General features: G+C 72.9%; 25 protein-coding genes and 1 pseudogene. 14 read left to right on the top strand and 12 right to left on the bottom strand.

The genetic code is table 11. The annotated features are described in order from the left end of the window. The first annotated feature begins 9 nt into the window (after positions 1 to 9). The 3 genes from ABZU53_RS16755 to ABZU53_RS16745 all read left to right on the top strand — a co-directional run bounded on the left by ABZU53_RS16755 (position 10) and on the right by ABZU53_RS16745 (position 3,615). On the top strand, positions 10 to 2,562 hold the full coding sequence (locus ABZU53_RS16755; RefSeq protein WP_355066632.1) for a DUF4118 domain-containing protein: 2,553 nt from the start codon (positions 10 to 12) through the stop codon (positions 2,560 to 2,562). Then, the gene (locus ABZU53_RS16750; RefSeq protein WP_354855575.1) at positions 2,559 to 3,239 is read left to right on the top strand and encodes a response regulator; all 681 of its coding nucleotides are present in this window, start codon (positions 2,559 to 2,561) and stop codon (positions 3,237 to 3,239) included. The genes ABZU53_RS16755 and ABZU53_RS16750 overlap by 4 nt, the downstream gene beginning before the upstream one ends. A 100-nt stretch (positions 3,240 to 3,339) precedes the next feature. Further along, positions 3,340 to 3,615 (top strand): FAD-dependent oxidoreductase, encoded by a 276-nt coding sequence (locus tag ABZU53_RS16745; protein WP_355066631.1) that lies wholly within the window; start codon positions 3,340 to 3,342, stop codon positions 3,613 to 3,615. A gap of 279 nt (positions 3,616 to 3,894) precedes the next feature. Here ABZU53_RS16745 and ABZU53_RS16740 read toward each other — a convergent pair whose 3' ends face one another. Beyond that, positions 3,895 to 4,329 (bottom strand): universal stress protein, encoded by a 435-nt coding sequence (locus ABZU53_RS16740; protein ID WP_355066630.1) that lies wholly within the window; start codon positions 4,327 to 4,329, stop codon positions 3,895 to 3,897. Continuing rightward, positions 4,326 to 4,760, bottom strand: coding sequence for a hypothetical protein (locus ABZU53_RS16735; RefSeq protein ID WP_355066629.1), 435 nt, complete (start codon positions 4,758 to 4,760; stop codon positions 4,326 to 4,328). Before ABZU53_RS16735 ends, ABZU53_RS16740 begins: the two co-directional genes overlap by 4 nt. A 198-nt stretch (positions 4,761 to 4,958) precedes the next feature. Between ABZU53_RS16735 and ABZU53_RS16730 the strand changes: the two genes are divergently transcribed. After that, on the top strand, positions 4,959 to 5,714 hold the full coding sequence (locus tag ABZU53_RS16730) for a dienelactone hydrolase family protein (RefSeq protein WP_354855580.1): 756 nt from the start codon (positions 4,959 to 4,961) through the stop codon (positions 5,712 to 5,714). Between the two features lie 31 nt (positions 5,715 to 5,745). Here the strand turns inward: ABZU53_RS16730 and ABZU53_RS16725 are convergent, their stop codons facing one another. Continuing rightward, complete coding sequence (locus ABZU53_RS16725) at positions 5,746 to 6,852, bottom strand: L-dopachrome tautomerase-related protein (protein WP_355066628.1); 1,107 nt, start codon at positions 6,850 to 6,852, stop codon at positions 5,746 to 5,748. A 100-nt stretch (positions 6,853 to 6,952) separates the two neighbouring features. Further along, positions 6,953 to 7,834 (bottom strand): SMP-30/gluconolactonase/LRE family protein, encoded by an 882-nt coding sequence (locus ABZU53_RS16720; protein WP_355066627.1) that lies wholly within the window; start codon positions 7,832 to 7,834, stop codon positions 6,953 to 6,955. A 141-nt stretch (positions 7,835 to 7,975) separates the two neighbouring features. Between ABZU53_RS16720 and ABZU53_RS16715 the strand changes: the two genes are divergently transcribed. Next, a complete protein-coding gene (locus tag ABZU53_RS16715) occupies positions 7,976 to 8,506 on the top strand; it encodes a GNAT family N-acetyltransferase (protein ID WP_355066626.1) in 531 nt (176 codons plus the stop codon). Positions 8,507 to 8,563: 57 nt separating this feature from the next. Here ABZU53_RS16715 and ABZU53_RS16710 read toward each other — a convergent pair whose 3' ends face one another. The 3 genes from ABZU53_RS16710 to ABZU53_RS16700 all read right to left on the bottom strand — a co-directional run bounded on the left by ABZU53_RS16710 (position 8,564) and on the right by ABZU53_RS16700 (position 10,479). Continuing rightward, positions 8,564 to 9,043 (bottom strand): helix-turn-helix domain-containing protein, encoded by a 480-nt coding sequence (locus ABZU53_RS16710; protein WP_355066625.1) that lies wholly within the window; start codon positions 9,041 to 9,043, stop codon positions 8,564 to 8,566. A 150-nt stretch (positions 9,044 to 9,193) separates the two neighbouring features. Then, positions 9,194 to 9,601 (bottom strand): RidA family protein, encoded by a 408-nt coding sequence (locus tag ABZU53_RS16705; protein WP_355066624.1) that lies wholly within the window; start codon positions 9,599 to 9,601, stop codon positions 9,194 to 9,196. Beyond that, positions 9,598 to 10,479, bottom strand: a complete 882-nt coding sequence (locus tag ABZU53_RS16700; RefSeq protein ID WP_355066677.1) for an NAD(P)-dependent oxidoreductase — start codon at positions 10,477 to 10,479, stop codon at positions 9,598 to 9,600. The genes ABZU53_RS16705 and ABZU53_RS16700 overlap by 4 nt, the downstream gene beginning before the upstream one ends. Before the next feature lie 28 nt (positions 10,480 to 10,507). Here ABZU53_RS16700 and ABZU53_RS16695 point away from each other — a divergent pair, with 28 nt between their 5' ends. Beyond that, positions 10,508 to 11,419 (top strand): LysR substrate-binding domain-containing protein, encoded by a 912-nt coding sequence (locus ABZU53_RS16695; protein ID WP_354855587.1) that lies wholly within the window; start codon positions 10,508 to 10,510, stop codon positions 11,417 to 11,419. A gap of 33 nt (positions 11,420 to 11,452) precedes the next feature. Here ABZU53_RS16695 and ABZU53_RS16690 read toward each other — a convergent pair. After that, positions 11,453 to 11,959, bottom strand: a pseudogene (locus tag ABZU53_RS16690) (aldo/keto reductase); the annotation flags it as partial. 20 nt (positions 11,960 to 11,979) lie between these two features. On the opposite strand from ABZU53_RS16690, the gene ABZU53_RS16685 reads away from it, so the two are divergent. The 3 genes from ABZU53_RS16685 (at position 11,980) to ABZU53_RS16675 (ending at position 13,785) form a co-directional block, all read left to right on the top strand. Beyond that, positions 11,980 to 12,204 carry a hypothetical protein gene (locus ABZU53_RS16685; protein ID WP_355066623.1) on the top strand — a complete coding sequence of 75 codons (225 nt, stop codon included), beginning with the start codon at positions 11,980 to 11,982 and terminating at the stop codon, positions 12,202 to 12,204. Positions 12,205 to 12,297: 93 nt separating this feature from the next. Then, entirely contained in the window at positions 12,298 to 13,329 is a 1,032-nt protein-coding gene (locus ABZU53_RS16680) for a medium chain dehydrogenase/reductase family protein (RefSeq protein WP_355066622.1), read from the top strand. Positions 13,330 to 13,611: 282 nt separating this feature from the next. Next, a complete protein-coding gene (locus tag ABZU53_RS16675) occupies positions 13,612 to 13,785 on the top strand; it encodes a hypothetical protein (RefSeq protein WP_354855591.1) in 174 nt (57 codons plus the stop codon). 72 nt (positions 13,786 to 13,857) lie between these two features. On the opposite strand, the gene ABZU53_RS16670 is transcribed toward ABZU53_RS16675, so the two are convergent. Together ABZU53_RS16670 and ABZU53_RS16665 are read right to left on the bottom strand one after the other, a co-directional pair. Then, the gene (locus tag ABZU53_RS16670; RefSeq protein ID WP_354855592.1) at positions 13,858 to 14,658 is read right to left on the bottom strand and encodes an RNA polymerase sigma factor SigF; all 801 of its coding nucleotides are present in this window, start codon (positions 14,656 to 14,658) and stop codon (positions 13,858 to 13,860) included. 244 nt (positions 14,659 to 14,902) lie between these two features. Further along, on the bottom strand, positions 14,903 to 15,946 hold the full coding sequence (locus tag ABZU53_RS16665; protein WP_355066621.1) for an ice-binding family protein: 1,044 nt from the start codon (positions 15,944 to 15,946) through the stop codon (positions 14,903 to 14,905). 313 nt (positions 15,947 to 16,259) lie between these two features. Here ABZU53_RS16665 and ABZU53_RS16660 point away from each other — a divergent pair, with 313 nt between their 5' ends. Continuing rightward, positions 16,260 to 17,474, top strand: coding sequence for a PP2C family protein-serine/threonine phosphatase (locus ABZU53_RS16660; protein ID WP_354855594.1), 1,215 nt, complete (start codon positions 16,260 to 16,262; stop codon positions 17,472 to 17,474). Positions 17,475 to 17,542: 68 nt separating this feature from the next. Continuing rightward, complete coding sequence (locus tag ABZU53_RS16655; RefSeq protein ID WP_355066620.1) at positions 17,543 to 18,610, top strand: DUF2855 family protein; 1,068 nt, start codon at positions 17,543 to 17,545, stop codon at positions 18,608 to 18,610. A gap of 8 nt (positions 18,611 to 18,618) precedes the next feature. On the opposite strand, the gene ABZU53_RS16650 is transcribed toward ABZU53_RS16655, so the two are convergent. Beyond that, entirely contained in the window at positions 18,619 to 19,419 is an 801-nt protein-coding gene (locus tag ABZU53_RS16650; RefSeq protein WP_355066619.1) for an SDR family oxidoreductase, read from the bottom strand. A gap of 317 nt (positions 19,420 to 19,736) precedes the next feature. On the opposite strand from ABZU53_RS16650, the gene ABZU53_RS16645 reads away from it, so the two are divergent. From ABZU53_RS16645 to ABZU53_RS16635, 3 genes are all read left to right on the top strand, one after another. Beyond that, the gene (locus tag ABZU53_RS16645; RefSeq protein WP_354855611.1) at positions 19,737 to 19,919 is read left to right on the top strand and encodes a hypothetical protein; all 183 of its coding nucleotides are present in this window, start codon (positions 19,737 to 19,739) and stop codon (positions 19,917 to 19,919) included. A gap of 81 nt (positions 19,920 to 20,000) precedes the next feature. After that, positions 20,001 to 21,836: a sigma-70 family RNA polymerase sigma factor gene (locus ABZU53_RS16640; protein WP_355066618.1), complete on the top strand. Its 1,836-nt coding sequence runs from the start codon at positions 20,001 to 20,003 to the stop codon at positions 21,834 to 21,836. Next, positions 21,833 to 22,456 carry a DUF305 domain-containing protein gene (locus ABZU53_RS16635; RefSeq protein WP_355066617.1) on the top strand — a complete coding sequence of 208 codons (624 nt, stop codon included), beginning with the start codon at positions 21,833 to 21,835 and terminating at the stop codon, positions 22,454 to 22,456. Before ABZU53_RS16640 ends, ABZU53_RS16635 begins: the two co-directional genes overlap by 4 nt. Positions 22,457 to 22,460: 4 nt before the next feature. Here the strand turns inward: ABZU53_RS16635 and ABZU53_RS16630 are convergent, their stop codons facing one another. After that, complete coding sequence (locus ABZU53_RS16630; RefSeq protein WP_355066616.1) at positions 22,461 to 25,328, bottom strand: FAD-binding and (Fe-S)-binding domain-containing protein; 2,868 nt, start codon at positions 25,326 to 25,328, stop codon at positions 22,461 to 22,463. Positions 25,329 to 25,341: the final 13 nt, after the last annotated feature.

Genomic DNA, 25,341 nt, shown 5'->3' with positions numbered 1-25,341 from the left:
ATGGTTCTCGTGCCACGCGGAGAACTACGCATCTATCTGGGGGCCGCTCCCGGCGTCGGCAAGACGTACGCCATGTTGGAGGAGGCCCAGCGGCGGGCCGCGCGGGGCTCCGACGTGGTGATCGGTTTCGTGGAGACCCACGGCCGCCCGCACACCGCCGCGATGCTCGGCGATTTGGAGCAGGTGCCCCGCCGCGCGATGACCTACCGGGGCGCCGAGTTCACCGAGATGGACGTGGACGCCGTGCTGGCCCGCCGGCCGGAGATCGCGGTGGTCGACGAGCTGGCGCACACCAACGTGCCCGGTTCCCGCCACGGCAAGCGCTGGCAGGACGTCCAGGAGCTGCTCGACGCGGGGATCGACGTGCTGTCCACGGTCAACGTGCAGCACCTGGAATCGGTGAACGACGTCGTCGCGCAGATCACCGGCACCACCCAGCGGGAGACCGTGCCCGACGAGATCGTCCGCGCCGCCGAGCAGGTCGAACTGGTCGACATGACCCCGGAGGCGCTGCGCCGCCGGATGGCGCACGGCAACATCTACCGCCCCGACAAGATCGACGCGGCGCTCGGCAACTACTTCCGGGTCGGCAACCTCACCGCGCTGCGCGAGCTGGCGCTGCTCTGGCTGGCCGACAAGGTCGACGAGCAGCTCGACCGCTACCGCAGCCAGCAGGGCATCGCCGCCACCTGGGAGGCCCGCGAACGCGTCGTGGTGGCGCTGACCGGCGGCCCGGAGGGCGAGACGCTGATCCGCCGGGCGGCCCGGGTCGCGGCCCGCAGCAAGGGCGCCGACCTGCTCGCCGTGCACGTGGCCCGCAGCGACGGTCTGGCCGGCGCCGATCCGGCCCAGCTGGCCCGCCAACGGGTGCTCGTCGAGAGCCTCGGCGGCACGTACCACCAGGTGCTCGGCACCGACGTGCCGGCCGCGCTGCTCGACTTCGCCCAGGGCGTGAACGCCACCCAGCTGGTGCTCGGGGCCAGCCGGCGGGGCCGCCTCGCGCAGATCTTCGCCCGGGGCGTCGGGGTGACCACCACCGCGCTCTCCGGCTCGATCGACGTGCACCTGGTCACCCACAAGCAGGCTGGCAAGGGCCGTCGGGCGGCGGCCGTGCCGGCGGCGCTGTCCCGCCGCCGCCGGCTGCTCGGCTTCGGCCTGGCCGTGCTCGGCATGCCGCTGCTCACCCTGCTGCTTGAGGCCCTGCCCGACCTGACGCTGACCAACGACATTCTGCTGTTCCTCGCCGGGGTCGTCGGGGTCGCGCTGGTCGGCGGGGTGTGGCCGGCGCTGATCGCCGCGCTCGGTGGGTCGCTGCTGCTCAACTGGTTCTTCACCCCGCCGTACCGCACGCTGACCATCGCCGAGGCCGACAACCTGCTCGCCCTGGCCGTCTTCGTCGGTGTGGCGCTTGCCGTGAGCTGGATCGTCGACGTGGCCGCCCGGCGTACGCGGGAGGCCGCGCGGGCTGCCGCCGACGCGCAGACCCTCGCCGCCGTCGCCAGTGGCGTGCTGCGCGGCGAGCGCCCCCTGCCCGCCCTGCTGGACCAGCTCCGGGAGACCTTCGGGCTGCGCGCGGTGAGCGTGCTGGAGCTGGCCGAGGAGGCGAACGGCCGTCCCGACCGGTCCCGCGAGGAGCACGCCTGGTGCGTCGTCGCCAGCGTCGGCGACCAGCCCGCCTGCACGCCCGACGCCGGCGAGACGGCAGTACCCGTCGACGACCGGATCACCGTCGTGCTCAGCGGCCGGCGCCTGGAGGCCGCCGACCGGCGGATCGTCGAGGCGTTCGCCGCCCAGGCCGCCGTCGCGCTGCGCCAGGAACGGCTCGCCGAGGAGGCCGCCACCGCGCGGCCGCTCGCCGCCGCCGACCGGATGCGCACCGCGCTGCTCGCCGCGGTGAGCCACGACCTGCGTACGCCGCTGGCCTCGGCGAAGGCGGCCGTGACCAGCCTGCGCAGCCACGACATCGAGTTCGACGAGGCCGACCGCGAGGAGCTGCTGGAGACCGCGGAGGAGTCGCTGGACCGGCTCGCCCGGCTGGTCGGCAACCTGCTGGACATGAGCCGCCTCCAGGCCGGCGTGCTGGGCATCTCCGCCACCGCGATCGGCCTGGAGGACGCCGTACCCCTGGCGTTGGACGAACTTGGCCCGTCGGCCGCGACTGTCGCCACGGACATCCCGGCCGACCTGCCCGCGGCCACCGCCGACCCGGGCCTGCTGGAACGGGTGCTCGTCAACGTCATCGCCAACGCGCTGCGCTACAGCCCGCCCGACCAGCCGCCCACCGTCACCGCGAGCGCGCACGCCGGCCAGGTGGAGCTGCGGGTCATCGACCGGGGGCCGGGCATCCCGGAGGACCAGTGGGAGCACGTCTTCCTGCCGTTCCAACGCCTCGGCGACCGGGACAACCAGACCGGCGTCGGCCTCGGGCTCGCCCTGTCCCGGGGGCTGGCCGAGGCGATGGGTGGCAGCATCACCCCCGAGACCACGCCCGGCGGTGGGCTCACCATGGTGCTGCGGCTGCCCGCCGCCGCGCAGAGCAGCTCGGAGGAGCCGCAGGAATGACGCGCATCCTGGTCGTCGACGACGAACCGCAGATCCTGCGGGCCCTGCGGATCAACCTGCGTGCCCGCCGGTACGACGTGGACGTCGCCGCGACCGGGGCCGCCGCGTTGAAGGCCGCCGCGAGCCACCCGCCCGACCTCGTGGTCCTCGACCTCGGCCTGCCCGACATCGACGGCGTCGAGGTGATCCGCGGCCTGCGCGGCTGGACCGCCGTGCCGATCATCGTGCTCTCCGGCCGGGCCGGCAGCGAGGACAAGGTCGCCGCGCTCGACGCGGGCGCGGACGACTACGTCACCAAGCCGTTCGGGGTGGAGGAGCTGCTGGCCCGCATCCGCGCGGTGACCCGGCGGCTCGGCGCGCCCAGCGAGGCCGTGCCGGCGCTGCGGATCGGCCGGCACACCGTCGACCTGGCCGACCACCGCGTGTGGCGCGACGACGACACCGAGGTCAAACTCACCCCCACGCAGTGGAGCGTGCTGGAGAAGCTGCTGCGCCACCCCGGCAAACTGGTCAGCCAGCGCCAGCTCCTCCAGGACGTGTGGGGGCCGGAATACCAGAACGAGACCAACTACCTGCGGCAGTACCTGGCCCAGCTGCGCCGCAAGCTGGAGGACGACCCCGCTCGGCCCCGCCACCTCATCACCGAGCCGGGGATGGGCTACCGCTACCGCCCCTGACCCGTTGACACCCGCCGGCAGAGATTGAAGAATTTCGTTCGCAGCGGCAGCGGCGTGCTTCTGTAACCGTCCCCCTCCGGTTACCCCTCGGGAGCCTGCCGTGTCCCTGCCCCTGTCCCGTCGCCGGCTGCTGACCACCGGCGGCGCCGGCCTCGTCCTGGCCGGTCTCACCGACCCGTTCCGCGCCGGCCCCGCACGAGCCGCCGTCACCACCGCCGACCTGGTCGTCTACGGCGCCACCTCCGGCGGGCTGGCCGCCGCGATCACCATGCGCCGGCTCGGCCGCACCGCAGTGGTGGTGGAGCCCACCAGCCACGTCGGCGGGCTGAGCACCGCCGGGCTGGGCGCCACCGACACCGGCGTCCAGCCGGGGTGAGCTTCACCGTCGGGCGCGAGTCCAACGACACGTACGGCGAGACGATCAACAGGGTGCAGTCCGGCAACACCCACCAGTTCGCCTACCCCGTCGACCCGTACGTGACGGCCGGCTCGCCCGCGAGCGGCCTGTTGCCGGGCATCTCCGCCGCGCCGCTCGCCCCGCGGGGCAGCGCCGACGACCGGATCCAGGCGTACTGCTTCCGGATGTGCCTGACCCAGGCGGCCAACCGGATCCCGTTCGGCTGGGAGGACGACCCCGCTCGGCCCCGCCACCTCATCACCGAGCCGGGGATGGGCTACCGGCACGTCGTACGCAGTACCGGGTCACGTGTCCGCGTGACCGGCCGAACCGGCCGCGGCCGGGGCTGCCGACGACGAGCAGGTCGGACTCCCGGTCCGCGTGGTCGATGAGCACCTGTCCGGCGTACCCCTGGGTGGTCACCAGTCGAACCGTGACGTCCCGAGGGATGCCGCCCATCGTCGCGTCGAAGACGCCGCGCAGGTAGACCAGGGCGGCCCGGTCGCATTCGTCCTGCCAGCGCCAGGTCAGCGTGCCGGGCCGCCACGTGGGTGCGAAGACCCACGCGCGTACGGCGTCCACCTGCGCGCCCTCGCGGCGGGCGAGCTGGACGGCCCGACGCAGCGCCTGCATTCCGGCGAACGACCGGTCGACGCCGACGACGATCCGGTGGGCAACGGCGGGGCGGCTCATGCGGCGGGCACCGCCCACACCGGGGCGTCGTCGTGCCGGTCGGCCGGCGCGGACAGGTCGAGCGCGCGGAGGATGTAGTTGGCCTCGGCCACCTCCACTCCGGCACGCAGGCGCAGGTCGGCCACGGCCCGGTGCAGCACGGTCATGCTCTCCGCGGAGAGCCGCACCACGGCGTCGACGTCGGCGGCGATCCACCAGGCGTCGACGGCACACGGCTCGTGCCGCAGGTACTCCACCAGGTGGCTGCCGGGCGCGGACGGGCCGAGCCGGACGCTGACCAGCGCCTCGTGCCGGCGTTCGGGCGCGCCCGCGGCGGCGGCTGCCCGGCCGGCCGCGATGGACGCGGGTTTCGGGCCCGGGGCCGGCTCGATCGGGTCGGTGTCGGGTGGCAGGTTCCCGCGTTCCCAGCGTGTCATCCGCCAAGGACTCATGGACCCATCGTCACCGCCCGTCGGCCGCCCAGCGCCCGTCGATACGCCGTTTCGACGGGCCAGCGCCGATTCTTGACGCGCCGTTCGCGCGGTGTCCCGGCCTGGAGTGCCGGTCCCCGACTGGCGGACCGGTGTCGGGCACGCCGGCGCGGCGAGTAACGTGCCAGACGGACCAAGATCGGCGTACGAGGAGGCTCGGTGCAGACGACGACGGTGGACATCCCGACCGGCGATGGGATCGCGGACGCAAGCCTCACCCGCCCGGACGGGGACGGCCCGTTTCCGGCGGTGCTGCTATTCATGGACGCCTTCGGGCCTCGGCCCCGCCTCGTGGAGATGGCGGAGCGGATCGCCGAACGCGGCTACCTGGTGCTGACGCCGCACCTGTTCTACCGGGCCGGCCGGGCGCCGCTGTTCGACCTGTCCCGACTCGGTGAGGCGGACCAGCGCGGCGCGCTCTTCGAGAAGATCATGCCGCTGGTCGGCGCGTTGACCCCCGACGTGATCAGCCGGGACAGCGCCGCGTACCTCGACTACCTGGCCGCCCGCGACGACGTCCGGCCGGGCCCGGTCGCCATCACCGGCTACTGCATGGGCGGCACCAACGCGCTCCGGGCCATCGAGGCGCACCCGGACCGGATCACCGCGATGGCGAGCTTCCACGGCGGGCGGATCGTCACCGACGCGCCGGACAGCCCACACCTGGGCGTCGGCTCGATCACCGGCGAGGTGTACTTCGGCCACGCCGACGCCGACCAGTCCATGACGCCCGAGCAGATCGCCACGCTGGAGAAGGCGCTCGACGCCGCCGGGGTGCGCTACCGCTCCGAGGTGTACGCGGGCGCGCACCACGGCTACACCATGGCCGACACCCCGGCGTACGACGAGCAGGCCACCGAGCGGCACTGGGCGGCCCTGTTCGACCTGCTGGACCGCACCCTGCCGGCGAGCTGACGCGGCCTACCCGCCGCCCGGGTGGGCATGCCTACCCGCGGCGCAGCAGCACCGGGCCGGCGTCGATGCGGGTGCGGAACAGCGCGTACGGCTTGCGTCGCAGGTCCTGGCCCCGCTGGTACCGCGGCTGCCGGTGCAGTTGGTTGGCGGTCACGTAGAGGTGCCCGTCGGCGGCCACCGACATGGTGTCCGGCCAGAGCAGCCGCGGGTCGTGCACCAGCGTCTCGTACTCGCCGTCCGGCAGTCGACGCAGCACCGCGTTGTGCTCGTACGCGGTGAGGTAGAGCCGCCCGGCGTCGTCGCTCTCCAACCCGTCCGACGCGGTGCCCTTGTCGCCCTCGTCGACCACGGTCGCGGCGACCGCCTCCTGGGTGGCCGACGGGTCGGCCAGCGCCTCGGTGGAGACGCTGTGCAGGCGTCGGGACGCCAGCGGGCAGTAGTAGAGCCGGGTGCCGTCGGCGGAGATGGCGATGCCGTCGGAGCCCATGCCCACCGGCTTCGGCGGCCCGTCGGCCGGCCGTTCCAGGAACGGCCGGCCCTCGACCACCGGACGGAACGACGTCAGTGGCTCCGCCTTGGTGGACGGGTGGTCGTGCAGCCGCCGCCAGGAGGCCCCGCTGGCCAGGTCCACCACGATGATCCCGTTCGGCCCGGCGAACGCGGAGTCGGTGATGTAGGCGACCCCCGACTCGCCCCGCCGCAGGTCGAAACGGATGTCGTTGAGGTACGTCGTCGGCAGCGCCACGTCCGCCGGAAAGGTGATCACCTGAGCGACCGTGTCGGTGTCCAGGTCGATCCGGACCAGCTTCGGGCCGCCCGGCTTTGTGGGCTGGAACATCGGGCTGCCGGTGTCCAGCACCCAGAGCCGGTCGGCCGGGTCCACCACGATGCTCTGCACCGACACGAACGCGCCCGCGTCGTCGTCGCCGGACGGGTCGTTCCACGCCTGGTCGGGGTAGGGCACCTCCCGACCGTCGCGCACCTCGACGACGGTGGCCGGCACCTCGTCACCCCACTTGGGGAAGTTGACGAAGATCCGGCCCCGGTGCGAGACGCTCACCCCGGTCGGCATCGGCCCGGTGAACGTGTGTACCAGCTCCAGCTCGCCAAGCGGCTCGTCGCCGACCGGCCCGTTCATGACATCCACCCCACGGTGCTCATCGGCTCGCTCCCCACCGGTCGGCTGTCACCGCACTCGGGTGCGGTTGTTCCCGCCCGGGCGTCCGACATGCCTCCGATCAGCTCACTGGTGCGCCGGCCCTCGCGGCGGGCAGACCGGGCACCGGGACGTCCACCGCGAGCAGCGCGCCGTCCTGCGGGCCCGCCGCGTCCAGCCCCACCCGGGCGGTGCCGATGAAGAGTCGCCGCAGGTCGGGGCCGCCCAGGCAGATGCCGGCCGGTTGCCTGGCCGGCAGTCGGATCTCCCGGTCGAGGGTGCCGTCGGGCCGGTAGCGGCGTACCGCGGAGCCGCCCCACAGCGCGATCCAGAGGTGGCCGGCCGCGTCGAGCGTCATGCCGTCCGGGCCGCCGTCGGCGGGGGACAGCCGCAGGAACGGCTCCCGCCCGTGCAGGGCACCGGTGGCGGGGTCGACGGTGAACCGGTCGATCTCGCCGCGGGGCGTGTCGGCCAGGTACATGGTGGTGCCGGTCGCGTCGAACGCCGGCCCGTTCGGGATGGTCAGCCCGGTCACCGCGGGGACCGGCTCGGCGCCCGGGGTGAGGCGGAACAACGTGCCGCCGCCCGGCGCCATCGCGTACGTCATGCTGCCGGCCCAGAAGCGGCCGTGCGGGTCGGCGACCGCGTCGTTCATCCGGGTCGGCTCGGGCGCGTCGTCGACCAGCTCGGCGACCGGTCGGGGATCGCCGGTGACGGGGAGCAGGGTGACGCCGGTCCCGGCGGCGGCCAGCCATTCGCCCGGTCGGTCGACCACCGGGGCGACCGCGCCGAGCGGCACGTCCAGGCGGCGCAGCTCCCGCAGCGGGGTCGGGGCGTCGCCGTCGGTCTCCAACAGTCGCCCGGCGAGCAGGTCGACCAGGACCAGCCGGTCGTCGACCCAGCGCAGGCCCTCACCCAACTCCAGCCGGTCGGTGCTCCAGACGGTCGGCTCGGTCAGCTCCATGGTGCTCCTTAAAAGGATCGTCAGCGGACCGTACCGCCGGGGCCGTGGTCGAGCAGCGCCAACTCAGCCCGGTCGGGCAGACCCTCCCAGTCGCCCCGGGCGGCGACCGCCGGCGGCCACCCCCACGATTACAGTTCCGCCATGGACGACACCACTCGCGGCATACGGATCAGACGCGGTGGCCCGGCTGACGCAGCCGCCGTACTGACCATGCTCGACTCCGCGGTGACCTGGATGAACGCGCGGGGCAACACCGAGCAGTGGGGCACGACACCGTTCTCGGAGAAGCGCGGCGGGGTCGAGCTGGTCGATCGGTACCTGACCGAGAACCTTCCGTACATCGCGGAACTGGACGGAACGCCAGCCGGCGCTCTGGTGTTGGATTCCGGGCCTCATCCGCAGACACCGATCACTCCCGCGGAAGAGCCCGAGCGGTACGTCCGTCTCCTGGTCTCCGACCGACGATTCGCCGGGCGACACCTCGGGTCGGCCCTGCTGGCGCACGCCGTGCAGGAAACCCGGCGCGCCGGCGTGCGGTTGCTCCGGGTCGACTGCTGGGCGGGCGGCGGCGGCGAGTTGGTGGCCTTCTACGAACGCCACGGGTTCACCCGCACCGAGACCTTCCGCGCGGGAGCCTGGCCGGGGCAGGTGCTGGCCCAGCGGGTCGACTGACCGGCACGTCGCCGGCCCCCGACGCGCCCCCAGGTGTCGGTCGCCTGGCCGGGGGTGTCAGTTGCGGCGGATCAGCCCTGGCCCGGCGGTGATGTCGATGTCGCCGCTCTCGATGTCGTGCCCGGCTGCGCAGCGGAGCACCGCACGGACGGGTTCGCCGCAGTCGTGGTGGGTGGCGAGGATGCCAGGGCCGGCTTCGTCGGCGCTCCAGGTGTCGCCCCAGTTGCGCAGCGCGGTGATGACCGGCAGCAGTTCGTGACCCTTGCGGGTGAGGTGGTACTCGTGGCGGGTGCGCTGTCCCGGCTCCCGGTACGGGATCCGTTCGAGCAGCCCGGCGGCGACCATCTCCTTGAGGCGGGCCGCCATGGCGGGCTCGCCGATTCCGACCCGGCGGACGAAGTCGTCGAAACGGCGCGTGCCGAGCAGCGCCTCGCGCATGATCAGGATCGTCGAACGGCTGCCCACGATGTCCATCGCCCGGGCGACGGAGCAGTTCTCCATCGACCAGGATTCGCGGTTGTCCCGTAGGTCCTCCATGCCGCCCACTCTACCTGGCTTGCGCCGAAGCTAGCCAGGTGATTCACTGGGGACTGCTGACTTCTGCAAATGCAAGCCAGCGCCGCCCCCACCAGCACTGAGGCCGGAGCGCCGACTGCGCCGATCACCATTGAAATCAGCCGATCGCGGTCAACCCGTGGTCACGGCCGCGGTGACCTCGACCTCCAGCACCGCGCCGTCGAGAAAGAGCCGGCTCACCTCGACTGTGGTGCTGGCGGGCCTGGTCTGCCCGAAGTGGCGGTTGCGGACGTCGGCATAGCCGGCCAGGTCGCCGAAATCGGTCAGGAACGTCCGGACGTGCAGCACGTCGGCGAAGGTGGCGCCGTGCGCCGCGAGCAGCGCTCCGATCAACTCGAAGATCCGTTCTGACTGCGTTCGCACGTCGCCGGGTGCGACCACCGCGCCGGCGTCGTCCACACCAACCTGACCGGAGAGCATCAGCAACGCGCCCCCTGGCAGGTCGAGGCGGGCGACGTGCGCGAACCGGTCGCCGAACGGCGCGGCGACGGTCGTCGGATTGTCCAGGGTCAGGTTCACTTCTGCTTCTCGGGTTCGGCGCTGTCAGCGAGACGGGCGATGTCGCCCTCGGGATGGGGCGCGGCCGCCAACGCCGACGCGGCGGCGCGCAGCAGGGGCGCCGGCGCGTCGCCGAGCACGTCGAGGGCGAGCCGGGCGTCCTTGGCGGCCAGGGCGGCGGCGAACGCGGCGTCCGTGGTGGTCGCCCGGGCGATCGCGCCGCCGAGCGGCCCGGTGCCAAGTGCATCGATCGCGGTACGTCGGTCGACGCCGACGGCGTCCGCGACGGCGAGGGCGTCCGCGACCGCGGTGACCGCGGTGATCAGCGCGGTGTTGAGCACCAGCTTCAACGCGGCGCCCCGACCGGAGTCGCCGCAGCGGCGGACCGTACCCAGCGTCTCCAGCAGCGGGGCGACCCGGTCGACGATCGTCTTCTCCCCGCCGGCCAACACCACGAGCTGGCCCGTCTCGGCAGCGCCGGCACTGCCGGCGACCGGGGCGTCGACCAGTGGTACTCCCGCCGGCAGCAGCGTGGCCAGTTCGGCCACGGCCCGGGGACCGATGGTGGACATCTCGATCACGGGGGTGCCCGGCCGCAGCGCCAGTGCCGCACCCGAGTCGACCAACGTGTGCCGAACGGCGACCGCGTCGGTGAGCATGGTGATCACCACGTCGGCGTCGCGGACCGCCTCGGCTGGGCTGCCGGCGACTCGCGCTCCGGCGTCGACGAGCGGCACCGTGCGTTCGGACGTGCGATTCCAGACGGTGAGCCGATGCCCGGTGGCCAGCAGTCGACGGCCGATCGCGGTGCCCATCGTGCCCGTACCCAACAGAGCGATCTCGAACATGTCGGCAAGGCTAGGGGACGGGAAGCCATGCCACCAACGACTCTTATGCATCGCTGCCATGCTGCGGGAGCATGTCACGATGCAGCTGAACGCGCTCCAGGTCTTTCGTGCCGTCGCCGAGCACGGCTCCATCACGGCTGCGGCCCGCAGCCTGCGCTACACCCAGTCGGCGGTGTCCCGACAGATCGCCGCGCTGGAAGCCGAGACCGGGTCGCCGTTGCTGGACCGGCTGCCGCGCGGTGTCGCCCTGACCGAGCAGGGCCGTTGCCTGCTCGGCCACGCCGAGGCGGTGCTCGACCGGCTGGACACCGCCCGGCGGGACCTGGCGGCGCTGCGCGACCTGTCCGCCGGGCGGTTGCGGGTCGGCGCGTTCCCCACGGCGGTCGCCGCGCTTGTGCCACGTGCTCTGGCCAGCTTCAAGTCCGACCATCCCGAGGTGGCCCTGTCGCTTGTCGAAGGGCTCACACCGAAGCTGCTGGAGCGCCTGGTCGACGGTGAAGCCGACGTCGCCGTGGTGAGCGCCGCGTCGGACCAGCCGCTCGACCGCGACCAGTTCGACCTGCACCACCTCGTCGACGAGACGCTTCTGGTGGCCGTACCGCGGGCGCATCGGCTCGCCCACCGGCGGACCATCCGCCTGCGCGACCTGGCCGACGAGTCGTTCATCGCCGGCTCGGCGACCGCCGAGGAGACTCTGCTGCGAGCGACCCTGCCGGCGGGTTTTCGCCCGCGGATCGACATTGTCGCGGCCGAGTGGACCGGCAAGCTGGGCTGTGTCGCGGCCGGTCTCGGCGTCGCGCTGGTGCCGGCCCTGGCCGTACGCGCCGCTCCATCCGACCTGACCCTGCTCCGCCTGCACCCCGACGACGCCTCCGTCCGGCGGATCTTCGCCGCGACAGTCGCCGGGCGGAGCCGACCACCGGCGGTGCGGCGGTTCCTCACTCATCTGGACCGGGCGGCGGGGGCGGGCCTGAGCGAGGCGGGCGGGTGACGCGGACCGCCGCACGACGGTCCGCGTCCGGCGTCACCCGCCGATGGTGTCGAGTTCCGCGATCGCGTCGGCCGGCAGCGTCAGATCGGCCGCGGCGAGGTTCTCCCGCAGGTGTGCCAGCGTCGACGTGCCCGGAATCAGCACGGTGGTGGGGGAGCGCTGCAGCAGCCAGGCCAGGGCGACCTGCTGTGGCGAGGCGCCCACGGCGTTGAGGATGTCGGACTGCAACGGCGTGAATCCGCCGAGCGGGAAGAACGCCGCGAACGCGATGTTCTCCGCCGCGCACCGGTCCACCAGGGCGTCGTCCTGCCGGTTGGCGAGGTTGTAGAGGTTCTGCACCGTGACCACCGGGGCGATGGCCTGGGCCTCGGTGAGCTGGTCGAGCGTGACGTTGCTGAGCCCGAGGTGTCGGATCAGCCCCTCCTGCCGCAACTCGGCGAGGGCGCCGAACTGCTCGGACAGGGGATCGTCGCCGGTGCCCTCCGCCACACCGACCCGCAGGTTGACCACGTCGAGGACGTCCAGACCGAGGTGTTGGAGGTTGTCCCGGACTGTTTCAGGTGCAGGCGCAGGCCGTCACGGACGTCCCCGAGATCGCCGAGGCGGTGCGCGCCGGCTACCGGCAGGTCGCCACCTTCGTGGGGAGTCGGTCCGGCGCCAGCGACGCGCAGGTCCAGCAGTTCTTCGCGTACGGCCAGCTCTGCCACCTGATCGTGACCGCCGGCCTGGAGCAGGTGCCCGAGCCGTGGGCTCGTGCGCTGACCGCAGGCATCCGCCACCCCTGATCCCGACGACCGCACCACCGGGCCGCTTCCTGGCGGCCCACTTTTTCCACCCAACATGTGTGTGAGTGCACACTTACAAACAGGGAGAACGCGATGACAACCGACGAGATGATCACCGAAGTGTTGCTGCCCGGCGTGGTGGAGCCGGACGGGCTCCAGGTCAACCGACGCGCCATGCCCGTTCCCGCCGCGGGCCAGGCGCTCGTCGAGGTCGAGGCCACCGGCATCTCGTACGCCGAGCAGAGCATGCGCCGCGACCTCTACCCCGGCCAGCCGGCCTTCCCGTTCGTGCCCGGCTACGACCTCGTCGGCACCGTCCGGGCGGTGCGACCGGGAGGCGACGGCTCGCTGGTCGGCACCCGGGTCGCAGCGGTCACCAAGACCGGCGCCTGGACCACGCACGCAGTGGTGAGCGTCGACGACCTCACCCCGGTCCCGCCGGGCCTGGACCCGGCCGCGGCCGAGACCGTCGTCGTCAACGGGGTGACCGCCTGGCAGATGCTGCACGGCGCCCGCCTGCGGGCCGGTCAGACGATCCTCGTGCACGGCGCGAACGGCGGCGTCGGGACCGTGCTCGTTCAACTCGGACGCCACCTTGGGCTGCGGGTCATCGGCACCGCCGCCCCGCGACACCACGCGGCGCTGCGGGAACTCGGCGTCGAACCGCTGGACTACCGCGACCCCGACCTGGCCGCGCGGGTCCGCGCGCTTTCTCCCGGCGGCGTCGACGCCGTCTTCGACCCGGTCGCCGGCCCGGGCGTACGCACGTCGTACCGGCTGCTCGCCCCCGGCGGCAAGCTGGTCGTCTACGGCAACGCCTCCGCCCTGGGCTCCGCACGCTCGATCGTCTGGGTCTTCGTGAAGCTGCTGGCCCGCCTCTACACCTGGAACGCCCTGCCGAACGGTCACCGGGTCGGGTTCTACAACTTCTGGTCCGGCCGCCGCACCCGCGCCGCCGCGTTCCGGCGTCGGCTGCGTACCGACCTCGGCATCGTGCTCGACCTGCTCCGCCAGGGCGTGATCGTGCCGCAGATCGCCGCCCGTTACCCGCTCACCGAGGTCTCCGCCGCGCTGGTCTTCGCCGAGGCCCGCAGCCGGCCGGGCAAGGTCGTGCTGGAGCCCTGACCAGCCAGCGTGCCGGGGCCCGGATGCCGTGCGCGTGCAGCCGCACTGGCCGGGGCGTAGGCTGGGTATGTCGCCCGGGGCCCCCGGTGGCCGCAGGATGTCGCCGCCACCAGCCCGCCAGGGCATTACCGATCGCCGTCACCCGTCGCCGCGGCGTGCTGGCCGTTGTCGCCAGCCACGTCCCCGCCGTTCGGATTTCACCGCACAGCGCTCGGCATCCCACCCGCGCTTTCGCACCGCCGTCCACCCGTAATTCGGGCGGCTCAATCAGGGGAGCACCAGATGAGGATCGCCAGGCACCGGATCGTCAGCGCGCTACGCGATCGGGGTCAGCAGGCCAGGGCCGACTGGGTCGAGCGTGAGCTGCCGGAGCGGGTCGACCCGGCCAAGCACTCCGGGCTGCTCGCCACCCTGAATCTCGACCCCGCCGACCTGGCCGACGCGCCGGCCTCGTAGGGGCTGTGCCGCTCGGGCCGGTCGCCCCGGCCCGAGCGGGTCGAGGTGGTCCGCCGCGGCGGTCGGGTGGAATCAGGCGAAGTCCTCGGAGAGGTGCCCGCGCAGCGTGGCCAACGATCGGGTGATCAGCCGGGAGACGTGCATCTGGGAGACGCCGATCTGCTCGGCGATCTGGGCCTGGGTCAGGTTGCCGTGGAACCGCAGGCTGAGGATCCGGCGTTCGCGTTCGGGCAGCGTGGCGAGCGCCGGGCCGAGGGCGACGCGGAGGTCGACGAGGTCGAACTCGTGGTCCCGCTCCCCGAGGGTGTCGCCGAGTTCCATGCTTCCGTCGATGCCGGTGGGTGTGGACAGTGAGGTCGCCCGGTACGCCCGGGCTCCCTCCAGCCCTTCCAGCACGGTCTCCTCGGAGACGTCGAGGTAGCTCGCGATGTCGGCAACCGTCGGCGAGCGGCCCAGGGTGTGCGTCAGTGTGCTGTTGGCGGCGCTGATCGAGAGCCGGAGTTCCTGAAGGCGGCGCGGCACCCGCACCGACCAGGTGCGATCCCGGAAGTATCGCTTGATCTCGCCGACGATGGTCGGGATGGCGTACCCGCTGAAGTCGACGCCCCGGGTCGCGTCGAAGTGGTCGACGGCCTTGATGAGGCCGACCATCGCGGTCTGCGTCAGGTCCTCGTCGGGGGCGCCGCGACCCGAGTAGCGCCGGGCCAGATGGCGGGCGAGCGGCAACCACGCCTCGATGGCGCGGTCCCGCAGGGCCGGTCGGCGCGGGTCGTCGGCCGCGGTGGTGGCCAACTCGACGATCAGTTCGTCCGTGCCGGCGGCGTTCCGTCGGCTGACAGCGGTGCCGACCGTGGGTTCGACAGTCGTGAGCATGGGCTGGTCCTCTCCGTGTCTGCCCGTCGACCAGGACGACCGGAGAGAATCCGATGCGCTGTCGACAGGACCACAACCACGGGCCTCGCCGCCGCGTCATGTCGTTTCAGGTGCGGTGTGCACGTTACCTGAAAGTGCGAGCAATGACTAGCTGAAAGTATGAGATTGGGCAGCTAGACGCGCTGCAATGGTGCGCCTGGGGGGTGGCCCCGGCGGCCGGTCAACCGGCCGCCGGGGCACCTGTTCAGGACTCGAGCTGTCGGCGTCGGCGCAGAAGGAGCAGCAGGGCTGCGCCGCTGGCGACGGCGATGCTGCCGACCGCGGTCAGGGCGGGCAGCAGGCCGCCGCCGCCCCTACCGCCGGTGACGGGCAACTCGGTGCGGGTGGGGACCAGCGTTGGCTGGCCGGTCGGGGTGCCCGTGGGCTGCCCGGTCGGTGTCCCGGTGGGCTGCCCGGTCGGTGTCCCGGTGGGCTGCCCGGTCGGGGTGCCGGTCGGGGTCCCGGTTGGCGTGCCGGTTGGCGTCCCGGTCGGGGTGCTGGTGGGCGTGCCGGTCGGTGTCCCGGTCGGGGTCGACGTGGGGGTTCCCGTCGGCTGAAGGCAGACGGGTGCGTTGATGGTGTTGGTGTCGAGGGTGACCGCCCCGGTCTGTGCCAGGGCGCGGCCCTGGAGGGTGGCGCCGGTGTTCATGGTGATCGAGGTCTGGGCCAGGATGTTGCCCATGAAGCGGGTGCCGGTGCCGATCGTGGCCGAGCTGCCCACCTGCCAGTAGACGTTGCAGGGCGAGGCGCCGTTGATGAACACCACGCTGCTGTTCGAGGCGGTGATGAGGGTGGAGTCGATCTGGAAGATGAACACCGCCGCCGGGTCGTTCTGACTGTTGAGCGTCAACGTCCCGGTCAGCTGTGCGGCGCCGATCCGGTAGACGCCCGGAGTCAGTGTGGTGCCGCCCAGCTCGGCGGGCAGGTTGGTGAACGGCGTCCGGCCGGCGGCGTCGTTGTACGCGGTGGTCAGATCGTTCTTGGCCTGCAGTGCCACGGCGTCGCCGAGGTGGATCTCCCCGCCGACGATGCCGGGCGGAAAGCCGGGTGCGGTGTTGCCGGGGCTGACGCCGAGGCTTTGCGCCAGGAAGCTCGGCCCGGTGTTGGTGGCCGTCGAGCCCGCCAGCACGGAGAAGTTCGCCGCCGTTCCGAGGTTGACCGGCGCCTCGGCCGCGCTCGCGCCGGTGCCGCTGAAGATGAGGACGGCGACTGCCGCTCCGCCGGCGGCGACGGCCGTCAACGCGGACATGACCGCGCGTCGAGGTCGGCGCAATAGTGTGGTTGTCACGATATGCCCTTTCACGAATGCGTCTCACCGGACGCCGGCCGAGTCGGCGGTTGACAGCCGCACTCCGAACCGCAGATGGGACGCATTGGACTTTTGCACATCTAATGCCTCAAAGTTCCCTTAACGCTCAATATGGCCGCAGCTGACCGGCATTCGCCTCTCGGTGGCGCACCGAGGCCGGGCGGCTGCAGGGAGTCCCTCGTCTCGTGCGGGCTCCGTACGTTGGCAGTTCGCCGCCGGGCTTCTACGGTGGTCAGGACACGGGAGGTGGAGCTTGGTCGACGCCGGCGACGCGGCGCGTTGGTTGCAGCTCAACGCACCCCGGGGCGGGCCGGACGAGTTGGCGCTTCTGGTCACCCGGGCCGCGCCGGCAATCGGTGCCACCGAGATCGTGATCTATTTGGCCGACTACAACCAGTCCTGTCTCGTGCCCCTGCTGGGCGCCGGCCTCGCCCGGGACGAGCTGACGATCGACACGACCCTGGCCGGTCGGGCGTTCACCACCCTCGAGGTGCAGCGTGCCGCCGACAACCCGGATCGGCTCTGGGTGCCGCTGCTGCTCGGCTGCGAGCGGCTGGGTGTGCTGGAGGTCGTGTCGCCGGCCGCCGCCGACACGGCGCTGGACGGGCCGGCCTGGGAGTTGGCGGTCAACGTCGCCCAGGTCCTGGTGAACCGCCGGCTCTACGGCGATGTCGTCGAGCGGATGCGGCGACGCCTGCCGATGCAGGTCGCCGCCGAGATCGTGTGGGGGCTGCTGCCGCCGCTGACCTTCGCGACCGACGACCTGGTGGTCACCGCGATCCTCGAACCGTGCTACGACGTCGGCGGCGACATCTTCGACTACGCGCTGAACGGCGACGTGCTCAGCCTCGGGCTCTTCGACACCTGCGGGCACGGCATCAAGGCGAGCACCCTGGCCTCGCTGGCGGTCAGCGCGTACCGCAACGCCCGCCGGTCCGGCCTCGACCTCGTCGACACGGCCATCAGCATCGACCGGTGGGTGCGCTCCGAGCACCCCAGCTACTTCGCCACCGCGCTGCTCGCCGAACTGGACCGGCGCACCGGTCGGCTCCGGATCATCAACGCGGGGCACCCCGGCGCCATGCTGCTGCGCGACGGCAAGGCCATCCGGGAGCTGCCGGGGCCGACCGCGCTGCCGCTCGGCCTGGGTCACCTGTCGCAGGCACGACCCCAGGTGTACGAGGAGGAGCTGCACCCCGGCGACCGCATCCTCGCCTACACCGACGGCATCACCGACGCGAAGAGCATCGACGGGGAGCGGTTCGGGCTGGACCGGCTCGTCGACTTCGTCAACCGTGCCCTCAACGACGGGCTGCCCAGCCCGGAGACGATGCGCCGCCTGGTGCGCGCCGTCCTCGCGTACCAGGACGAGCAGCTCGACGACGACGCCACGGCCCTGTTCCTGGAGTGGCAGCCCCCGCACCTGCCGTTGGGGCACCTGCGGCACGTCACCGCGCCCCAGCCCTGACCGCCGAGTGGGATTTTGCACTTCCAGTGCACTTGTCTTTAGAATTCGGGGCTGTCTAGCGTCACACCATGGCTGACTCGTGGACCTTCGCCGTGGCCCGTGCCGACCTCCGCCAGACCACGCTCGCCGACGCCGAGGCGCCCGCGCTGCCCGACGGCGCGGCGCTGCTGCGCGTCGACCGCGTCGGCCTCACCGCCAACAACGTGACCTACGCGGTGCTCGGCGACGCGATGCGCTACTGGGAGTTCTTTCCGCCCGGCCCCCGCGGGCTCGGGCCGCAGTGGGGGCTTCCGCCGCTGTGGGGCTTCGCCGACGTGCTCGCCTCGACGGTTGCCGGGGTCGAGGTCGGCCAACGGGTCTACGGTTACCTGCCGCCCGCCGGCCACCTGGTGGTCCGGCCGGACCGGGTCGACGCGTCCGGGTTCCGCGACGCGAGCCCGCACCGGGCCGAGCTGCCCTCGCCGTACAACGCGTACCGGTCGACCACTTCAGACCCGGTCTACCAGGCCGGGCAGGAGGACCTGCTGATCCTCTTCCGGCCGCTGTTCTTCACCTCGTTCATGTTGGCCGACCAGGTCGTCGACAACGACTTCTACGGCGCGCGGTCGATCGTTCTGTCGTCGGCGTCGAGCAAGACCGCGTACGCTGCCGCGTCCGAACTGCACGGTCGCGGCCCGCGACTGGTCGGGCTCACCTCGCCCGGCAACGTCGCGTTCACGCGGTCACTCGGCTGCTATGACGACGTCGTCGCGTACGACGACATCGACGCCCTCGACGCGGTCGCCACCGTGTACCTCGACCTGTCCGGAGCGCCCGCGACCCGGACCGCGCTGCGCGCTCACCTCGGCGACCGGCTCGTCCGGGACATCGCGGTCGGGCTCACCAACCAGACGCCGAACGCGGACGCCGCCGGGGAGGTCTTCTTCGCGCCGGTGCAGATGCGCAAGCGCAGCCGGGACTGGGGCCGCGACGGGCTCGACAGGCGGTTCACCGACGCCTGGCAGCGGTTCGTCCCGGCGGTGAGCGGGTGGCTCGACGTGCGGGTCGGCAACGGTCCCGAGGCACTGCGACACGCGTGGCTCGACGTCCTTGCCGGTCGTACGCCGCCTCGGGTCGGCCACGTCGTCCAGCTCTGAGCCGGCCGTTACGGGACGATCGCGTCCACGTAGCCGCCGTCGACCCGGACCGCCGCGCCCGTCGTCGCGGAGGCGAGCGGAGAGGCGAGGTAGACGACCATGTTGGCGATCTCCTCGGGCTCGATGAGCCGCTGGAGCAGCGACTGCGGCCGGTGCAGCCGCATGAACTCCCGCTGCGCTTCGTCCCACGGCAGGCTGTCGCCGACGAGTTCGGCCACGAAGTCCTCCACGCCCCCGGTGTGGGTCGGCCCGGCCAGCACCGAGTTGACGGTCACGCCGGTGCCGGCGGCGGCCTTCGCGAACCCGCGCGAGACGCCGAGCAGAGCCGTCTTCGACACGCCATAGTGGATCATCTCGGCGGGGATGGCGACCGCCGAGTCACTGGCGATGTACTGCACCCGCCCCCAGCCGCGTTCCATCATCCCGGGCAGGTAGGCGCGGGTCAGCCGGACGCCGGCCAGCACGTTCACCTCGAAGTAGCGACGCCACTCGTCGTCCGAGATCTCCAGCGCCGGAGTGGGGCCGAAGACGCCGAGATTGTTGACCAGGATGTCGACGCTGGGCAGGAGGTCGAGCGCGCGGGCCGTACCGTCGTCGGTCGACACGTCGGCGTCCACCTCGACGACCTCGGCGCCGGGGACCTCGCCGCGCAGCGCCGTGGCCGCGCGCTCGACCGAGGCGGCGGTACGGCCGTTCACGGCCACCCGGGCCCCCGCGCGGGCGAGCCCGACCGTGATGGCGGCGCCGATTCCCTGGGTCGAGCCCGTCACCAGCGCGGTCCTGCCGGCGAGATCGATCTGAACCGTCATGGCTGTCCTGTCCGTTCGCACCACACCGAACCCTGGTCGGGGGACGGCTTCCGCAATCTCGACCGTAGCCGTGCCGGCTCGACCCGGCAGGGTGAGTCGGACAGTTCACGTCCCCGCCTCGGCTGAGGCGGAAACCGCTGGTCATCCGCCGGTGGCGTTGGTCCAGCACACGCCGGTCGTCCCCGGCCGCTAGGCTGTGGGTGCGGGCACCGATGGCCCATCGCCGGGCCCGCCCCTCCGCCTCCCACGGCTTCGAAGCTGCCGATGACTGAGTCGAGCGCTGCCGTGCACATCTTTTGGAGCACCTCGTGCCCGATATGACCTCCGCCCGCAACCCCTTCACCATCGAGGGGGGCAGGGTCGTCGACGACGAGCGCAGTCCGGCCGCGGACGTCAGTGCCGCGTCCATGACCCGCCTGCGTACCCCCTTCGCGGCCGAGGCCGAGTCCGGCGCGCCGGCCGACCGGCCCGGCCGACCGGAGGAGAAAACCGTAATCTGACCCGCCGCCGCTCGTCTCCGATCACGAGGCGGTCAGCGCGCACGCGCGCCGACCGGACCGAGCGCAGGAGGAGTGGGACCCATGTCGTCAGCCGGTCGGGCAGCACCCGATCCCGGGCTGGTCGTCGCGGCTCGACAGGGCGACCGGCGCGCTCTCGACGACGTCGTGGCGGCCTCGCTTCCGCTGGTCTACAACATCGTCGGGCGTGCGCTCCGCGGCCACGCCGACGTCGACGACGTGGTCCAGGAGACGTTGGTACGGGTGATCCGGCACCTGCCCGCGCTCAACGACCCGGCGGCGTACCGGTCCTGGCTCGTGGCGATCACCATCCGTCAGGTGCGCGACTGGGACCAGCGTCGCCGCATCGCCCTCAACCGGGACGCCGGGCTCGACGCGATCCACAACGTGCCCGACCCCGCCTCCGACTTCGCCGGGATGACGATCCTCCGGCTCGGCCTCACCGACCAACGACGTGAGGTCGCCGAAGCGACCCGCTGGCTCGACCCGGACGACCAGGAACTGCTCTCGCTCTGGTGGCTGGAGGAGACCGGCGAGCTGACGCGTGCCGAGATCGCCGAGGCCGCGAGTCTGTCACCGGGACACGTCGCGGTGCGCATCCACCGGATGAAGGAGCAGATCCAGAGCGCCCGGGGCGTCGTCCGCGCCCTGCGTGCCCGCCCTGGCTGCCCGGACCTGCGCGCGGTGGCGGCCGAGTGGGACGGCACTCCCAGCCCGCTGTGGCGCAAGCGGCTGGCCCGACACATCCGTGACTGCGCGTTCTGCGGGCACCTGGGCACCACGTTCCTGCCGATCGACAGGCTGCTCGCCGGGATGCCGATGCTGCCACTGCCGGCCGGCCTCAGCGCCCACGTCCCGAGCGCGACCGTGCCCCCGGCCGCCGCGCCGGCCGTCGGACCGCATCCCCCGGGCGTCGCCGAGCTTGCGGTGCACGCGCCCCGTGGTGTGGTTCCTTACCTGGCCGCCGGAGTGGTTGCCGCGGTCCTCGCGATCACCACGGTGGTGGTGGTGCTGCCGGACGATCCGGCCGCCGGGCCCTCCTGGGCCGTCCCGCCGCCCGCGGCGCCCACCACCGTCGCCTCCGCGTCCGCCTCCCCGAGCAGCGCGCCGTCACCGAGCGCGCGCCCCACGTCGAAGGCCCCGGTCGCACCGGCGGCGGTCAGCTCCGCGCGCAAGGGCGTCGGGGTGTGGAACTTCGCCGGAGCGAGCCAGGCGTTGGCCAGCTCGAAGGCCGGCTGGTACTACACCTGGGGCACCCAGCACCCGGGGATCAGCACTCCGCGCGGCGCGACGTTCGTACCCATGATCCGCAGCGCGGAGAACGTCACCGCCGCGGAGCTGGCCCGGGCCAGAGCCGCCGGGCCGTACCTGCTCACCTTCAACGAGCCGGACCTGCCCGAACAGGCGAACATGACAGTCGAGCAGGCCCTGGACCTGTGGCCGCAACTGATGGCGACGGGCAGCAGGCTGGGCAGCCCGGCGGTCGCCTGGGGCGGCCCGGACCCGCAGGGTTGGCTGGACCGGTTCATGACCGGCGCCGAGGCTCGAGGTCACCGGGTGGACTTCATCACCCTGCACTGGTACGGCGCCGACTTCACGACCGCGGCGGCGGTGAACCAGCTCCGGCAGTACCTGCAGGCCGTCCACCAGCGGTACCAGAAGCCGATCTGGCTGACCGAGTTCGCTCTGATCCGCTACGACGGCGGGCGTCAACAGTTTCCGAGCCAGGAGCAGCAGGCGGCCTTCCTCACCGCGGCTGCCGGCATGCTCGGCCAACTCTCCTACGTGCAGCGATACGCCTGGTTCGGCCTCCCCGCCACCGACAAGGACCGGTCCGGGTTGTTCAGCGACGGCACCACGGCGACAGCGATCGGCCGCGCGTTCCAGGCCGCGCGTTGAACAGGCTGTCCGGGCGGGCCGGGCGGGCCGGGCGGATCGTCGGCGTCGTCGCGACGCTGGCCGCGACGACGCTGGCCGTCGGTCTGACCCGGGATGCGGGCCGCACCGACCGGACCGCCGCGCCCGCGTCAGCCGCTCCCGCGCCGACTCCGCCGGTACTGCTCAACGGCACCGATGACGCCTTCATCCAGCTGCTGCTCCCGATGAACGAGGGTGCGCTCGCGTTGATCGACGCCCTCGACGATCGTCCGTCGGCCGCCGACCCTGCGCTGCGCGCCGTCCTCGGCGACATCCGGGCGGCGCACCGGGCCGAGTCGGTGGAACTGCGCAGGCTGCTGGCCGCCGGCAACATGCCGGAACAGAACATCCATGCGGGGCATCAGATGCCCGGCATGGTCACCGAGGCCGCTCTCGCCGAGCTGCGCGCCGCTCCCGAGGCCGAGGTGCGGTCCCGGGCCGTCGGTCTGATCCGGGCGCACCTCGCGCAGACCGTCGTGCTGTGCCGGGGCGAACAGACCGCCGGAGGCAGCCCGGAGGTGAAGACCCTCGCCGGCCGGATCCAAAAGGCGCGGGCTGCCGAACTGAACGCTCTGGGACGGCAGCGGGCTGAGCAGCAGTGACGGGCTAGGCCGGCGGCTCGATCGCCTCGACGAGCACCTGGAGCACGTGCCGGTACGACTGCCCGGTGGCCCGGCTCATGCCCATCTCGCAGGTGCGGTTGCAGGAGGCGTACGCGTCGTGGTCGCGTTGGTTGACCTCGGCGGCCTGCGCGGCGGTGGCGCCGCTGGTGACCTCCGGATGCAGCAGCCCCCGGTCTCCGGCGAACGCGCAGCATCCCCAGCTGTCCGGCACGGTCACGGTGTCGGCGACCGCCCGGGCCACGGTGTGCAGGTCGTCGATGCCGCCGAGGTGCACGGTGGAGCACGTGGGGTGCAGGGCCAGCGAGCCCAGCCGCCGGGGTTCGGGCAGCGCCGGCAGGAGGTGTTCGGCGGTGAAGGTGACGCTGTCGACGAAGCGCAGAGCGGCGTACCGTGCCCGGTCTTTTTCGGCCAGCGCGGCGGTCAGCTGGGTCAGCCCGTGGGTGCAGGACGACGCGTCGCACACGATGGGCAGGCGGCCCTGGTCGCTGGCCGTCCACAGCGCGGCCAGGGTCCGCTCGGCCATCTCGCGGTGGCCGGCGGGGTAGCCCTTGGACTGCCAGGGCGTCCCGCAGCACAGCCCCGCCGTCTCGGCCGGCACGACCACCGGCACCCGCGCCAGCTCGCACAGGCGCAGGAACGCCGCCGCCGAGCCGCCGGACGGGCCGTCCTCCGGTGCGAAGACGCTGCCGATGCACGCCGCGAAGAACACCGCCCGTGCGTCCGGCGCGCTGCGTGGCTCGGGGCGGGGCCCGCCGGCGCGCGGCATGTCGGCGCTCCACTGTGGTACGAGTTCGGTGGCGCCGAGTGCACGGATCACCCCGGTGGCGGCGCGGGTCAGCGGTGTCGGCACGGCGTGTGCGGCGTTCAGCCCGACCCGGACGCCGGCCACGGCGCCCTTCCAGTGCCGGGCGACACCGCGGGCGGTGCGCTGGGCGAGTGGGCTGTGCCGCTCCGCGCGCAGCCGCTTCATCGCCGCGCCGGTGTCGATGCCGACCGGGCAGGCGGTGACGCAGAGGCTGTCGGCGGCGCAGCTGTCCACCGCGGCGTAGTCGTAGTCGGCGGTCAGCTCCCGGCGGCGTTCCTCGTCCCCGGCGGCCGCGGCGAGGGCGATCTGCCGTTGCAGGACGATGCGCTGTCGGGGCGTGGTGGTGACGTCGGCGGTGGGGCAGACCGGTTCGCAGTAGCCACACTCCACGCAGGCGTCCAGCTCCGCATCGACTGTCGGGACGGCCTTGAGCTGCCGCAGGTGCACCGTCGGGTCGTCGTTGAGCAGCACGCCGGGGTTGAGCAGGCCGCTCGGGTCGCACAACCGCTTCAGCTCGCGCATCACGTCGTACAGCTCGTCGCCGTACTGTCGCCGGACGAAGGGCGCCATGGCGCGACCGGTGCCGTGCTCGGCCTTGAGTGTTCCCCCCTCGGCGAGCACGAGGTCGACCATGTCGTCAGTGAACCGGGCGTAGCGGTCGATCTCGGCCGGTGTGTCGAAGGACTGGGTCAGCATGAAGTGCAGGTTGCCGTCGCGGGCGTGTCCGAAGATCACCGCGTCGGGGTAGCCGTGCCGCTCGAACAGGCGGATCAGCCCGTCGCAAGTGCCGGTGAGGCGCGGCATCGGCACGGCGACGTCCTCCAGCAGGGCCGTGGTGCCGGGCGGGCGGGCGCCGGCGACCGCCGTGTAGAGGCCCTTGCGCAGGTGCCAGAGCTTGGCCCGCTCGCGCGGGTCGTGGGTCAGCTCGGTGCCGGTGACGGCGGGCAGCCGGTCGAGCACGGGCTGGGCGTCGGCCAGCGTCGCGGCCAGCCGCTCCGCGGTGTCCTCGGCGAACTCCACCAGCAGCGCGGCGTGCCCGACGACCGTCAGCCCGCGCAGGGCCGGGCTCGCGTCGGGGTCGCGCTGGCTGACCCGCAGCGCGGCGGCGTCGAGCAGTTCGGCGGTACGCGCGCCGGCGGCGAGCAGGGCGGGCAGCGCGTCGGTGGCGGCGCTGAGACCGGGCAGGATCAGCAGGCCGGTGGCGGCATGTCGGTGGATCTCGACGGTCCGGAAGACGGCCTCGGCCACGAAGCCGAGCGTGCCCTCGCTGCCGATCATCAGGTGGGCCAGCATCTCGACCGGGCTGTCGTGGTCGAGCAGCGAGTTCAGTCCGTACCCCATGGTGTTCTTCATGGCGAACAGCCGCTCGATCGTGGCCCGCGACCCCGGCGTCGCGCGCACCCGGTCGCGCAGGCGCAGCAGCCCGGCGTGCAGCTCGGGCTCGGCGGCGCGCAGCCGGTCGTCGGCGTCGCGCGCGGCGGAGTCGACGACGGTGCCGGACGGGAGGACGAAGCGCAGCGACTCCATGGTGCGGTACGCGTTGTCGGTGGTGCCGCAGGTCATCCCGCTGGAGTTGTTGGCCACCATGCCGCCCACCGTGCAGGCGGACTCGCTGGCCGGGTCCGGTCCGAGCCGGCGGCCGTAGCGGGCCAGCCGGGCGTTGGCCTGCCGGATCGTCAGGCCCGGCTGGAGCCGGATGCGGCGGCCGTCGTCGAGCACCTCGGCGTGCCGCCAGTCGGTGCGCACGTCGACCAGCACGCCCGCGCCGCCGGCCTGCCCGGCGAGGCTGGTGCCGCCACCGCGCAGGGTCAGCGGCACGCCGGCCTCCCGGGCGCCGACCATCAGCGCGCCCACCTCGGCCGCCGAGGCCGCGCGGACCACGGCCTGCGGCTCGAACAGGTACGGCGAGGCGTCGTGCGCCGCCGCCAGCCTCCGGGGCAGCTCGGCGCTGGCCCGGGTCGGATCGTCGAGGCGCGAGCGCAGCAACTCGGCGACCTCGCGGGCGCGGACGCCGGCGGCGCTCGGCACGGGAACGACGGTGCTCATGGGCGATCCTCCC

Origin of the sequence: Micromonospora sp. NPDC005194, from assembly GCF_040608335.1 — a bacterium.
Lineage (GTDB): Bacteria > Actinomycetota > Actinomycetes > Mycobacteriales > Micromonosporaceae > Micromonospora.
This window is presented reverse-complemented; position numbering and strand designations above follow the sequence as displayed.

Bases quoted from the DNA above. Each gene is read 5' to 3' on its own strand.
- ABZU53_RS16750 (WP_354855575.1), top strand. From the start codon at position 2,559: ATGACGCGCATCCTGGTCGTCGACGACGAACCGCAGATCCTGCGGGCC.
- ABZU53_RS16740 (WP_355066630.1), bottom strand. From the start codon at position 4,329: ATGAGCCGCCCCGCCGTTGCCCACCGGATCGTCGTCGGCGTCGACCGG.
- ABZU53_RS16735 (WP_355066629.1), bottom strand. From the start codon at position 4,760: ATGAGTCCTTGGCGGATGACACGCTGGGAACGCGGGAACCTGCCACCC.
- ABZU53_RS16725 (WP_355066628.1), bottom strand. From the start codon at position 6,852: ATGAACGGGCCGGTCGGCGACGAGCCGCTTGGCGAGCTGGAGCTGGTA.
- ABZU53_RS16720 (WP_355066627.1), bottom strand. From the start codon at position 7,834: ATGGAGCTGACCGAGCCGACCGTCTGGAGCACCGACCGGCTGGAGTTG.
- ABZU53_RS16715 (WP_355066626.1), top strand. From the start codon at position 7,976: ATGGACGACACCACTCGCGGCATACGGATCAGACGCGGTGGCCCGGCT.
- ABZU53_RS16710 (WP_355066625.1), bottom strand. From the start codon at position 9,043: ATGGAGGACCTACGGGACAACCGCGAATCCTGGTCGATGGAGAACTGC.
- ABZU53_RS16700 (WP_355066677.1), bottom strand. From the start codon at position 10,479: ATGCATAAGAGTCGTTGGTGGCATGGCTTCCCGTCCCCTAGCCTTGCC.
- ABZU53_RS16695 (WP_354855587.1), top strand. From the start codon at position 10,508: ATGCAGCTGAACGCGCTCCAGGTCTTTCGTGCCGTCGCCGAGCACGGC.
- ABZU53_RS16680 (WP_355066622.1), top strand. From the start codon at position 12,298: ATGACAACCGACGAGATGATCACCGAAGTGTTGCTGCCCGGCGTGGTG.
- ABZU53_RS16675 (WP_354855591.1), top strand. From the start codon at position 13,612: ATGAGGATCGCCAGGCACCGGATCGTCAGCGCGCTACGCGATCGGGGT.
- ABZU53_RS16670 (WP_354855592.1), bottom strand. From the start codon at position 14,658: ATGCTCACGACTGTCGAACCCACGGTCGGCACCGCTGTCAGCCGACGG.
- ABZU53_RS16665 (WP_355066621.1), bottom strand. From the start codon at position 15,946: ATGTCCGCGTTGACGGCCGTCGCCGCCGGCGGAGCGGCAGTCGCCGTC.
- ABZU53_RS16655 (WP_355066620.1), top strand. From the start codon at position 17,543: ATGGCTGACTCGTGGACCTTCGCCGTGGCCCGTGCCGACCTCCGCCAG.
- ABZU53_RS16650 (WP_355066619.1), bottom strand. From the start codon at position 19,419: ATGACGGTTCAGATCGATCTCGCCGGCAGGACCGCGCTGGTGACGGGC.
- ABZU53_RS16645 (WP_354855611.1), top strand. From the start codon at position 19,737: ATGACCTCCGCCCGCAACCCCTTCACCATCGAGGGGGGCAGGGTCGTC.
- ABZU53_RS16640 (WP_355066618.1), top strand. From the start codon at position 20,001: ATGTCGTCAGCCGGTCGGGCAGCACCCGATCCCGGGCTGGTCGTCGCG.
- ABZU53_RS16630 (WP_355066616.1), bottom strand. From the start codon at position 25,328: ATGAGCACCGTCGTTCCCGTGCCGAGCGCCGCCGGCGTCCGCGCCCGC.